This window comes from Streptomyces showdoensis (assembly GCF_039535475.1).
In the GTDB taxonomy this organism is placed as follows: domain Bacteria; phylum Actinomycetota; class Actinomycetes; order Streptomycetales; family Streptomycetaceae; genus Streptomyces; species Streptomyces showdoensis.
On record NZ_BAAAXG010000026.1, the window covers coordinates 676,572 to 687,730 of the forward strand.

Annotated in this window: 13 protein-coding genes; 8 read left to right on the forward strand and 5 right to left on the reverse strand. The window is 73.2% G+C overall.

The genetic code is table 11. From position 1 onward, the window contains the following. The first annotated feature begins 40 nt into the window (after positions 1-40). Both ABD981_RS15595 and ABD981_RS15600 read left to right on the forward strand, forming a co-directional pair. Positions 41-556, forward strand: coding sequence for a VanZ family protein (locus ABD981_RS15595; protein ID WP_046908473.1), 516 nt, complete (start codon positions 41-43; stop codon positions 554-556). Positions 557-647: 91 nt separating this feature from the next. Continuing rightward, a complete protein-coding gene (locus ABD981_RS15600; RefSeq protein WP_046908474.1) occupies positions 648-848 on the forward strand; it encodes a PspC domain-containing protein in 201 nt (66 codons plus the stop codon). An 89-nt stretch (positions 849-937) separates the two neighbouring features. On the opposite strand, the gene ABD981_RS15605 is transcribed toward ABD981_RS15600, so the two are convergent. Together ABD981_RS15605 and ABD981_RS15610 are read right to left on the reverse strand one after the other, a co-directional pair. Beyond that, complete coding sequence (locus tag ABD981_RS15605) at positions 938-1,384, reverse strand: hypothetical protein (RefSeq protein ID WP_046908475.1); 447 nt, start codon at positions 1,382-1,384, stop codon at positions 938-940. 138 nt (positions 1,385-1,522) lie between these two features. Next, positions 1,523-2,677: an adenosine deaminase gene (locus ABD981_RS15610; protein ID WP_046908476.1), complete on the reverse strand. Its 1,155-nt coding sequence runs from the start codon at positions 2,675-2,677 to the stop codon at positions 1,523-1,525. Positions 2,678-2,782: 105 nt separating this feature from the next. Between ABD981_RS15610 and ABD981_RS15615 the strand changes: the two genes are divergently transcribed. After that, positions 2,783-3,601 carry a GNAT family N-acetyltransferase gene (locus ABD981_RS15615; RefSeq protein ID WP_123954577.1) on the forward strand — a complete coding sequence of 273 codons (819 nt, stop codon included), beginning with the start codon at positions 2,783-2,785 and terminating at the stop codon, positions 3,599-3,601. A 194-nt stretch (positions 3,602-3,795) separates the two neighbouring features. Then, entirely contained in the window at positions 3,796-4,473 is a 678-nt protein-coding gene (locus ABD981_RS15620) for a dienelactone hydrolase family protein (RefSeq protein WP_046908477.1), read from the forward strand. Positions 4,474-4,582: 109 nt separating this feature from the next. Here ABD981_RS15620 and ABD981_RS15625 read toward each other — a convergent pair whose 3' ends face one another. Then, the gene (locus ABD981_RS15625; protein WP_046908478.1) at positions 4,583-5,536 is read right to left on the reverse strand and encodes a LysR family transcriptional regulator; all 954 of its coding nucleotides are present in this window, start codon (positions 5,534-5,536) and stop codon (positions 4,583-4,585) included. 62 nt (positions 5,537-5,598) lie between these two features. On the opposite strand from ABD981_RS15625, the gene ABD981_RS15630 reads away from it, so the two are divergent. The 3 genes from ABD981_RS15630 (at position 5,599) to ABD981_RS15640 (ending at position 8,671) form a co-directional block, all read left to right on the forward strand. Then, positions 5,599-6,855, forward strand: coding sequence for an MFS transporter (locus ABD981_RS15630; RefSeq protein WP_046908479.1), 1,257 nt, complete (start codon positions 5,599-5,601; stop codon positions 6,853-6,855). A gap of 66 nt (positions 6,856-6,921) precedes the next feature. Further along, positions 6,922-7,617, forward strand: coding sequence for a L,D-transpeptidase (locus tag ABD981_RS15635; protein WP_046908525.1), 696 nt, complete (start codon positions 6,922-6,924; stop codon positions 7,615-7,617). A 94-nt stretch (positions 7,618-7,711) separates the two neighbouring features. Further along, a complete protein-coding gene (locus ABD981_RS15640) occupies positions 7,712-8,671 on the forward strand; it encodes a sigma-70 family RNA polymerase sigma factor (RefSeq protein ID WP_046908526.1) in 960 nt (319 codons plus the stop codon). Positions 8,672-8,683: 12 nt separating this feature from the next. On the opposite strand, the gene ABD981_RS15645 is transcribed toward ABD981_RS15640, so the two are convergent. Continuing rightward, positions 8,684-8,953 carry an STAS domain-containing protein gene (locus ABD981_RS15645; RefSeq protein WP_046908480.1) on the reverse strand — a complete coding sequence of 90 codons (270 nt, stop codon included), beginning with the start codon at positions 8,951-8,953 and terminating at the stop codon, positions 8,684-8,686. 69 nt (positions 8,954-9,022) lie between these two features. Here ABD981_RS15645 and ABD981_RS15650 point away from each other — a divergent pair, with 69 nt between their 5' ends. Next, positions 9,023-9,673, forward strand: a complete 651-nt coding sequence (locus ABD981_RS15650; protein WP_123954578.1) for an HAD family hydrolase — start codon at positions 9,023-9,025, stop codon at positions 9,671-9,673. Positions 9,674-9,841: 168 nt separating this feature from the next. On the opposite strand, the gene ABD981_RS15655 is transcribed toward ABD981_RS15650, so the two are convergent. Beyond that, positions 9,842-11,119: a thymidine phosphorylase gene (locus ABD981_RS15655; RefSeq protein WP_046908482.1), complete on the reverse strand. Its 1,278-nt coding sequence runs from the start codon at positions 11,117-11,119 to the stop codon at positions 9,842-9,844. Positions 11,120-11,159 lie beyond the last annotated feature (40 nt).

Consider the following 11,159-nt stretch of genomic DNA (forward strand, 5'->3'; position numbering starts at 1 on the left):
AGGTTCGGGTGATTCCGGCGGTTCGGGCGGCAGTGCCGCCATGGTCGTGCGCGTGGCGGGGTTCGTCCTCCTCCTCGCCCATCTGCTGCTGGTCGCCTGGGTGGCGCTCCGCCCGCGCGACGTGGCCTGGGTGACCGCGCCGAACCTGACCCCGCTGGCCGGGATCAGGGGCGATCTGGCGCTCGGCGCGGCCGAGGCGGCCCGGCGGATCGCCGGGGGGCTGCTGCTCCTCGCCCCGCTCGGGGTGCTGCTGCCGATGGCCGACGGGCGGCTCTCCGTCTCGCCGTGGGCGTCGCTGGCCCGTACGACGGCGGCGGGGGCGCTGTTGTCGGTGACGATCGAGATGCTGCAGACGGCGGTGCCGGGGCAGGTCGTGGACGTGGACTCGGTGCTGCTGAACACCGCGGGCGTGGCCCTCGCCCATCTGTTGGTGGTGCCGGCCGGGCGGGCGCGGCTGCGCCGCAGGTCGGGGGTGGGGTCCTCCTCGGGGAGGAGACGGGGGCGTTCCCCGCAGGGGGTGACCCCGACGATTCCCAGGGTCGGGATCGCCCCGTAGACCGACGCTTTGTCCCGGGGGCCCGGGCGAGGATGGAGTCACATCGGGGGCCCGACGAAGCGGCCTCCGCGAGACTCCGAAGGAGCCCACCATGGCCGCACTTGCCCGCCCCCGTGACGGACGCATGATCGGTGGAGTGTGCGCGGCGCTGGCACGGCGCTTCGGCATCTCCGCGGGGACGATGCGACTGATCTTCCTGGTGTCGTGTCTGCTGCCCGGCCCGCAGTTCCTGCTCTACCTGGCGCTGTGGGTGCTGCTGCCGGCGGAGAAGGCGCCGAGCACGGCCTGGTAGCCGGTCCGTCTTCCGTACGCACGCCCGAGGGCGCCCCTCCCGGTCCGGGAGGGGCGCCCTCGGGCGTCTGGTGCGGGAGCGCGGGTGCGTCAGACCGGCAGGCCGAGGCCGCCGGTGGGCAGGCCGCCGGTGGGCAGACCGCCGGTGAGGCCGCCGACCGGGAGGCCGCCGAGGAGGCCGGTGAGCTGACCGGCCGGGGTGTGGGCGAGGCCGTTCTGCACGCCGTCCATCGGGACCTTGGTGGCCTGCTCGGTGACCGGCGGGAGGGCCTTGGTCGCCTGGTCGGTGATCTGCGGGAGCGTCCCGATGCCCTGCTCGGCGCCGAGGTTGAGGGCGCCCTGGCCGGCCCCGAGGGTCTCGGCGACGCCGGAGGGGAGGTCGGTCACGTCTTCGCCGAGCGGCACGATGCTGGTGACCGTGCCGAGCGCGTCGGGGCCGAGCGGCAGCGCGGTGGCGGAGGCCGTGCCGGCGGCGGCAGCGGCGAAAGCGGCACCGAGAGCGGCGACACCGAGCGTCTTGGCGGCAGACTGCTTCATCAGAAAATCGTCCTCAGGAATCTCGGGGAATGCAGAGTGGCTACGCAAACTAATCATCGAAACCTCCGTCCGCAAATACCGAAATGCGGCCGGTCGCCGTGCGGCCGGCCGCATTCCGTGCCCCTTCCGAGAGGGAGTTCAGCTCGTCTGGCGGGAAGACTCGCTGGTCGTGGCCGTCTGCTGGAACAGCCATTCGGACTTCAGCTCGGCATATCCGGGCTTGATCACATCGTTGATCATCGCGAGGCGTTCATCGAAAGGAATGAACGCTGATTTCATCGCATTGACCGTGAACCACTGCATGTCGTCGAGCGTGTAGTCGAATGCCTCGACCAGGAATTCGAATTCCCGGCTCATGCTGGTGCCGCTCATCAGCCGGTTGTCGGTGTTGACGGTGGCCCGGAAGTGCAGCTTGCGGAGCAGCCCGATGGGGTGCTCCTTGTACGAGTCGGCGGCGCCGGTCTGCAGGTTGGAGGTGGGGCACATCTCCAGCGGGATGCGCTTGTCCCGCACGTACGCGGCGAGCCGGCCCAGGGTGACCGAGCCGTCGTCGGCGACCTCGATGTCGTCGATGATCCGCACCCCGTGGCCGAGCCGGTCGGCGCCGCACCACTGGAGGGCCTGCCAGATCGAGGGCAGGCCGAAGGCCTCGCCGGCGTGGATGGTGAAGTGGTTGTTCTCGCGCTTCAGGTACTCGAAGGCGTCGAGGTGGCGGGTGGGCGGGAAGCCCGCCTCGGCGCCCGCGATGTCGAAGCCGACGACCCCGGTGTCGCGGTAGCGGTTGGCGAGTTCGGCGATCTCCAGGGCGCGGGCGGCGTGCCGCATCGCGGTGAGCAGGGCGCCGACCCGGATGCGGTGGCCGTTCGCCCTGGCCTGGCGCTCGCCCTCGCGGAAGCCCTCGTTGACCGCCTCGACGACCTCTTCGAGGGTCAGGCCGCCCTCCAGGTGCTGTTCGGGGGCGTAGCGGACCTCGGCGTAGACGACGCCGTCCTCGGCCAGGTCGATCGCGCACTCGGCGGCGACCCGGAACAGGGCCTCGCGGGTCTGCATGACGGCGCAGGTGTGCGCGAAGGTCTCCAGGTAGCGCTCCAGGGAGCCGGAGTCGGCGGCCTCCCGGAACCAGACGCCGAGCTTGTCGGGCTCGGTCTCGGGAAGGTTCTCGTAGCCCTGGGCACGGGCGAGTTCGATGATCGTGCCGGGGCGCAGCCCACCGTCGAGGTGGTCGTGGAGGAGCACCTTCGGGGCACGGCGGATCTGGTCCGCGGCGGGGGTGCTGGGGATCTGGCTCGTCATTTCGGCACTCTAGCGCCTACGCGCGTAGAGCGCGCCTCTTCGGCACCACATCCCACGGCCCGAATTCCGGTGCGCCCGGGTGGCCGGGCGCCCTAGCCTGGCGGTATGACCGCAGCCGCGCCCGCCCCGTCCCCGGATCCCGCCGGCCCCCGTGCCGAAGCCGGCGCCGACGCCGAACTGCGCCGGATCCACGCCTTCCTCGCCGCCTTCACCCGGCGGCAGGCGGAGCGGACGGTCCCGGTCCCGGGCGGCTTCGCCGCGCTGGACGACACGTACGCGCTGTCCTACGGGAACAACTACGTCCTGATCGACGGACCGACCGACCCCGATGCGCTGCCCGGCCACGTGGACGCGGCCATGGCCCCGCTGGCGCACCGGGCCGTGTGGGTGCTGGACGCGGCGACCGGCGAGGCCTGCGCGGGGCCGCTGGCCCGGGCCGGCTACACCCTCACGACCGTCCTCGTGATGCGCCACACCGGCCCGGTGCCCGAGCGCGGCGGGGCCCGCGAGGTGGACCTGCCGGCGCTCCGCGGGCCGCTCACCGAGAGCCAGCGGCGCTTCCTGCCGGACGCCCCCGAGGAGGTGATCCGCGCCCTCGTGGAGCGGCGGACGGCCCGCCGGCGCGGCGCCGACGACGTCCGCTTCCTCGCCTCGCACGACGCGTGGGGCGAGCCGGCCTCCTGGGCCGACCTGTACCTGGACCGGACCGAGGGCGTCGCCCAGATCGAGGACCTCGTCACGGCCGCCTCCCACCTCGGACAGGGCCACGCGGGCGTCGTCCTGGACACCGCCCTGCGCACCGCCGCCGAGGCCGGCTGCACCACCCGCTTCCTGACGGCCCTGGCCGACGACTGGCCCCGGCACTGGTACGAACGGCGCGGCTTCGTCACCGTCGGCAGCGTGCACTGCTTCGAACGGACGTGAGGGAGGCGGCCGTTCGGCCGACGGGACGCGCCGGGCGATACGTAACAGTGACCGCGCGTACGGATGGCGTACACCTCGGCTTCTGAGACTGTTCTGCCATGGCGCACTACGCACTCGTAGGGACGGCCGGCTCCCGGAGACCCCGGCTCGGGCGGCCCGCAGGAGCGACGAACCCGGTCACCGAGGCGGGCGGGGTGGTCCTGCTGCTCCCGGACGGCGAGCCCTCCTCCGCGCGGGGCCCCTCCCCCCTCGCCCACGCAACGGCCCTGCCGCTGGCCCGCCGGCTGGCCCGCGCGGGCCGGGCCGACGGACTGGTCGCGCACGTGGTCCGCTACCGGGGGCGCGGCTGGAACGGCACGGACGCCCAACTCGCCGAGGACGCCTCCTGGGCGGTCTCCGAGGCGGTACGGCGCTACGGCGACGTCCCGGTCTGCCTGCTGGGCCGCGGGATGGGCGGACGGGCGGCGCTGCGGGCGGCCGGCCACCCGGCGGTGTCGGCGGTGCTGGCGCTCGCGCCCTGGCTGCCCGAGGAGGACCGGGCGGCCGAGCCGGAGCCGGTGCGGCAGCTCGTCGGGCGGCGGGTGCTGATCGTCCACGGGACGAACGACGCCCGGACCGACCCCGAGCTGTCCTACCGCTTCGCCGAGCGGGCCAAGAAGTCCAACCGGGACACCTGCCGCTTCGAGGTGCACGCGGACGGGCACGCGCTGCGCCAGTACCACGAGGAAGTCGGAGCCCTGGCCGCCGACTTCGTACTGTCCGCGCTCTTCTCGCACGCGCCGAGCCGGCCGCTCGCGGACGCCATGGCCGCGCCGCCGCCGCTGGGGCTGCGGATGCCGCTGGCGGCCGGGTTCGGGCGCTCGCTGCGGTAGCGGTCCGGCGGCGCCCGGCCTGCGGGCCGCGGGTCCGGCGGGGTGGCCCGTCCCGCGACGGCGCGTCCGGCGGCGGCCCGCCGGGCGCGGACCGTCCCGTACGCCCGGGTCACTCCGGCAGCAGGCTGCCCCGCTTGCCGAGGAGGAACTTCTTGAAGGCGGCCACCGGAGGCGTGTCCGGGTGTCCGTCGAGCCAGGCCACTCCGATCTCGCGGACCGCCCGCGGGGAGGTCACGCCCAGCTCGACGACGCCCGGGCGGGCGACGGCCGGCGGGGGCAGCAGGGCGACGCCGAGGCCCGCGGCGACCAGGCCGCGCAGGGTCTCGGCCTCCTCGCCCTCGAAGGCGATCCGGGGCTTGAACCCGGCCTGGGCGCACAGGTCGTCGGTGATGCGGCGCAGCCCGTAGCCGGGTTCCAGGGTCACGAAGGTCTCGTCGGCGGCCTCGGCCAGCCGGATGCGCTTGCGGCCCGCGAGGCGGTGGTCGTCGGGGACGACGAGGCGGAGCCGCTGCTCGTCGAGGCGGCGGGCGACCAGGTCGGGGGCGTCCGGCACGGGGGAGGTCAGGCAGAGGTCGAGCTCGCCGGCCCGGAGCCGTTCGATCATCGCCTCGCCGTAGTTCTGCACCAGGGTGAAGCGGACCCTGGGGTGGTCGGCACGGAAGGCGCGGAGGAGTCCGGGCACGGTCTCGGAGCCCATGGTGTGCAGGAAGCCGAAGGCGACCCGGCCGGCGGTGGGGTCGGCGTCGGCCCGGACCGAGTCGGCGGCCTTCTCGACCTCGGCGAGCGCCCGCTCGGCGGAGGCCAGGAAACGGCGGCCGGCCGGGGTGAGCGAGACCGTGCGGCCGCGGCGGGCGAACAGGGCGACGCCGAGGTCCTCCTCCAGCCGGACCACGGCCCGCGAGAGGGTCGACTGGGGGACGCCCATCTCGGCGGCGGCCCGGGTCACGTGCTCGTGCCGGGCGACGGCCGCGAAGTAGGCGAGCCGCGGCGCGAGCAGCAGTCCCATGTCTTCTTCGTTACTGTTCGGTGACAGGCGAGGCTGTGACCTGTACTCATGCAGCATGGGAACGATTACAGCAGGTCCGTGCATTGGACGCATGAACCGGGCCGTCCTACGTTCGAGGCATGCCTTCCGCCAGTACCAAGGCGGCCGTCACCAGCCCGGCCGCCGACTCCCGCCTCTCCCCCGGTGCCCCCGGCTACCGCCGGATGAGCCTCGCGCTGTTCGCCGCAGGAGTGGCCACCTTCGCCCTCCTCTACTCCACCCAGGCCCTCCTCCCCGCCGTCTCGGCCGAGTTCGGCGCCACCGCGTCGGCGGCCTCCTGGACGGTCTCCGCCGCGACCGGCGCGCTCGCCCTGTGCGTGATCCCCCTCAGCGCCCTGTCCGAGCGCTTCGGGCGGCGCTCGATGATGACGGCCTCGCTCGCGGTCGCCGTTCTGGTCGGACTCCTCGTCCCGCTCGCCCCCAGCCTGGAGGTCCTGATCGCGCTGCGCGCGGTGCAGGGCGCGGCGCTGGCCGGCGTGCCCGCCTCGGCGATGGCCTTCCTCGCCGAGGAGGTCCGGCCGAAGGCGCTGATCGCCGCGATCGGCCTGTTCGTGGCGGGCAACTCCATCGGCGGGATGAGCGGACGGATCGTCACCGGCTGGGTCGCCCAGCTGTGGGGCTGGCGGGCGGGCCTGGCGGCCGTCGGCCTGATGGCCGTGGTCTGCGCGGTCGCCTTCCGGGCGCTGCTGCCCAAGGCCCGGCACTTCACGCCCGGCCCGCTGAACCCGAGGGCGCTCGGCCGGACCGTGCGGGAGCATCTGGCGGACCCGCTGCTGATGCGGCTGTACGCGATCGGCGCGCTGTTCATGACGGTGTTCGGCGCCGTGTACACGGTGATCGGCTACCGGCTGGTCGAGGCGCCGTTCTCGCTCCCCCAGGGCGTGATCGGCTCGATCTTCCTGGTCTACCTGGTCGGCACAGTCTCCTCGGCCGCCGCCGGAAGGCTGGTCGGCCGGCTCGGCCGCCGCGGGGCGCTCTACCTGGCCGTCTCCACGACGGCGGCGGGCCTGCTGCTCTCGCTCGCCGACGCGCTGCCCGCCGTCCTCGCGGGCCTGGTGCTGATCACGGCCGGCTTCTTCGCCGGACACGCGGTCGCCTCCTCCTCGGTGAGCCGCACCGCGAAGACCGGCCGCGCGCAGGCCTCGGCGCTCTACCAGTCCGCCTACTACCTCGGCAGCAGCGCGGGCGGCACGCTCGGCGCGGTCGCCTTCCACGCGGGCGGCTGGGCCGGGACGGTCCTGATCGGCCTGGTGGCGGTGCTCGGCGTCGTGTCGGTCACCCTCTACGGCACGCACAGCGCGCGGGCCGAGGCCCGCCGGCTGCGGGTCGCCTGCTGATCCGCTGCAACTGTCCGGCTCCCCCGAGCGTCGTAATCAGCAGGACTCAAGGGGGAGTTGACGATCATGAACGCGATACGGAGGAGAGCCGTCATCGGCCTCGCGGTGACGGCTCTGACGGTGCCGACGACGGTGGCGCTCGGCACCGCACCGGCGGCCGCGGCGTCCTGCAACGTGACGACCGGCCCGTACCAGAAGCAGGTGGAGAAGTTCCTGGGCCGGCCGGTCGACGGGCGCCAGTCGCTCGCCGACTGCAAGGCGATCCGGTCCTTCCAGCTCAAGCACGGCATCACGCCGTCCGCGGGCTACGCGGGGACGGTCACCTGGCGCACGATGTCGACGATGCTGGCGCAGCGGGCGGCGGGGACCAACCCGAACCGGGACGGCAAGTGCCCGACGAACAAGGGGCGGATCGCCTGCGTCGACCTGACCCGGCAGCTCAGCTGGATCCAGGACGGCTCCCGGCTGAAGTACGGCCCGGTGCCGGTGCGCACGGGCAAGGCGGCCTCGCCGACCCGGACCGGCGCCAAGAAGATCTACTGGCGCAACATCAACCACTGGTCGACGCTGTACAACGTGTCGATGCCGTACGCGCAGTTCTTCGACGGCGGCCAGGCCTTCCACTCGACGACCAAGTCCATGTGGAACCCGCCGGGTTCGGGCGGCTGCGTGAACATGCGCTCGGCCGACGCCAAGGCGTACTGGAACCTGCTCAGGAACGGCGACGACGTCTTCGTGTACGGGCGCAAGCCCGGCACGTGAGGCCGGTCGGCCCGCGATTGTCGGTGCCCTGCGATAGCTTCCCCTCATCGGCCCCGATACCCGGTGCCGGTGAGGGGCGAGTGGGGTGGACTCGATGGACGTGCTGACCGATGACCTGGAGAAGTACCGTACGGAGCTGACGGGTTACTGCTACCGGATGCTGGGCTCCGCCTTCGAGGCGGAGGACGCGGTGCAGGACACGATGGTGCGCGCCTGGCGCGCGCTCGACTCCTTCGAGGGGCGTTCCTCGCTGCGCTCCTGGCTCTACCGCATCGCCACCAACGTGTGCCTGGACTCGCTCAACGCGGGCAACCGCCGGGCCCGGCCGATGGACCTGACGGACCCGACGCCGGTGGCGCAGGCCAGGCTCAACGAGCGGCCCGAGATCACCTGGCTGGAGCCGGTGCCGGACGGGCGGGTGCTGCCGTCGGTGGCCGACCCGGCGGAGACGGCGGTCCACCGGGAGACCGTGCGGCTCGCCTTCGTGGCGGCGCTCCAGCACCTGCCGGCGAAGCAGCGGGCGGTGCTGATCCTGCGCGAGGTCCTCGCGTGGAAGGCGAGCGAGGTGGCCGAGCTGCTCGGCACCACGGTCGCCTCGGTCAACAGCGCGCTGCAGCGGGCCCGGGCGACGCTGGCCGAGCAGGCTCCGGCCGCCTCGGACGCGGCGGACCCGCTGGACGAGGCGCAGAAGGCGCTCCTGGACCGCTACGTGGCGGCCTTCGAGGGCTACGACATGCAGGCGCTGACCGCCCTCCTCCACGAGGACGCGACGATGTCCATGCCGCCGTACGACCTGTGGCTGCGGGGCCACGAGGACATCGTGGGCTGGATGCTCGGGGTCGGCGAGGTGTGCCGGGGCTCGAAGCTGCTGCCGACCGTGGCGAACGGCTCGCCGGCCTTCGCGCACTACCACCCGGACCCGGAGGGCGGCTTCGCCCCGTGGGCGCTGATCGTGCTCCAGGTGCACGACGGGAAGGTCGGCGGGATGGACTTCTTCCTGGACACCAAGCGCTGGTTCCCGCTCTTCGACCTGCCGGACCGGCTGCCCGCCTGAGCCGCCCGCCCGTCAGAGCAGCCCGCCGAGCCCGACGAGTTCCAGTACGGAGCGCAGCTCGGGCCCGGCCCCCCGGAAGGTGAGCCGGTGCCCGCGCCGCCGGGCGGCCAGTCGCAGCCGGGCCAGGGCGTCGACGACGCCGAGATCGGCCCGGCCCAGGCCGTCGAGCTCGCAGACGACGTCGGTGGGCTCGGCCGCGTCGAGCAGCGCGCAGAGCCGGCCGAGTTCGTCCGGGGCGGGGCGTCCGGTGAGCCGCAGTTCGAGGGTGCGAGAGGTGTCCACACCAAGGGGGACCGCCGTCGCCCCCGTAACTCATCGCACCGCGCTTCCGGCGCCCCTTAGGCTCGGCCCATGACTCATGATCGTGTCGAACTGGTGATCTTCGACTGTGACGGTGTTCTGGTCGACAGCGAGCGCGTCTACTGCCGGGTGGACCGGGAGGTCTTCGCGGAGGTGGGCGCGGAGTTCACCGAGGCGGAGATGGCGGAGCTCTTCGTCGGCGTCTCCCACACGCGCCTCACCGCGCTCGTCGAGGAGCGGGCCGGGCGCAGGCTCGCCCCGGACTGGCAGCACCCGTTCCGGCCGCGCTACGAGGAGGCACTGGACGCGGAGCTGACGGTGGTCGAGGGCATCACGGAGGTCCTGGACGCGCTCGACGTGCCCTTCTGCCTGGCCTCCAACGGCAGCCCCGAGAGCATCCGCGCCAACCTGACCAGGACCGGCCTGCTCGACCGCTTCGAGGGCCGCGTCTTCAGCGCCCGTCACGTCCCGCACCCGAAGCCCGCCCCCGACCTCTTCCTGCACGCCGCCGCCACGATGGGCGTCCCGCCCGAGCGCTGCGCCGTCGTCGAGGACAGCCCGTACGGCGTCCAGGCCGCCCGCGCGGCCGGCATGCGCGCCTTCGGCTACTGCGGCGGCCTCACCCGCGCGGACCGGCTGATGGGCCCGGACACGGTGGTCTTCGACGACATGCGCGAGCTGGTGGGCCTGTTGGTCAGCTGACGGGGAACTCGGCGGTCGCGTACCCGTGAAGCCTCTCGATCCGATCGCTCATGGCGTGCTCCTCGATCGGTCGGCACCGATCCCAGCATGCCGAACGGGACCGGTGGGGGTCCACCGGTCCCGTTCGCCCGAAGGTGTCGCCGGCGCATGCCAGAGGCGATCAGAGGATCACGCGATGCGGTCCAGCACGATCGGGTTCGCCGTGAAGGACGTGCCCTCCGGGGCGATGTCCCAGGCCGCGTCCAGCGACTTCAGGGCGTAGTCGAACTTCTCGGGGGTGTCCGTGTGCAGGGTCAGCAGCGGCTGGCCCGCCGTGACCGTGTCGCCCGGCTTGGCGTGCAGCTCGATGCCCGCGCCGGCCTGCACCGGGTCCTCCTTGCGGGCGCGGCCGGCGCCCAGGCGCCAGGCGGCGATGCCGATGTCGTACGCGTCGAGGCGGGTCAGGACGCCGCTCGACGGGGCGGTGACGACGTGCTGCTCGCGGGCGACCGGGAGGGTCGCGTCCGGGTCGCCGCCCTGCGCCTGGATCATGCGGCGCCAGACGTCCATCGCCGAGCCGTCCGCGAGGGCCTTCGCCGGGTCGGCGTCCTTGATGCCGGCCGCGGTCAGCATCTCGCGCGCCAGGGCGATGGTCAGCTCGACGACGTCCGCCGGGCCGCCGCCCGCGAGGACCTCGACGGACTCGCGGACCTCCAGGGCGTTGCCCGCGGTGAGGCCGAGCGGGGTCGACATGTCGGTGAGGAGCGCGACGGTCTTCACGCCGCTGTCGGTGCCGAGCTGCACCATCGTGGAGGCGAGCTCACGGGCGTCCTCGATGTTCTTCATGAAGGCGCCGGTGCCGACCTTCACGTCGAGGACCAGGGAGCCGGTGCCCTCGGCGATCTTCTTCGACATGATCGAGGAGGCGATCAGCGGGATCGCCTCCACCGTGCCGGTCACGTCGCGGAGCGCGTACAGCTTCTTGTCCGCCGGGGCCAGGCCGTCGCCCGCCGCGCAGATGACCGCGCCGGTGGTGTCCAGGACGTGCAGCATCTCCTCGTTGGAGAGCAGCGCCCGCCAGCCGGGGATGGACTCCAGCTTGTCGAGGGTGCCGCCGGTGTGGCCGAGACCGCGGCCGGAGAGCTGCGGCACGGCCGCGCCGCAGGCGGCGACCAGCGGGGCCAGCGGCAGGGTGATCTTGTCGCCGACGCCGCCGGTGGAGTGCTTGTCGGCGGTCGGGCGGGAGAGGGAGGAGAAGTCCATGCGCTCGCCGCTCGCGATCATCGCCGCGGTCCAGCGGGCGATCTCGTCGCGGTTCATGCCGTTGAGCAGGATCGCCATGGCCAGGGCGGACATCTGCTCGTCGGCGACCACGCCGCGGGTGTAGGCGTCGATGACCCAGTCGATCTGCTCGGGGCTCAGCTCGCCCTTGTCCCGCTTGGTGCGGATGACGGAGATGACGTCCATGGTGGAGCCTCTTTCTACGCGCATAGAGGGTGATACGGGT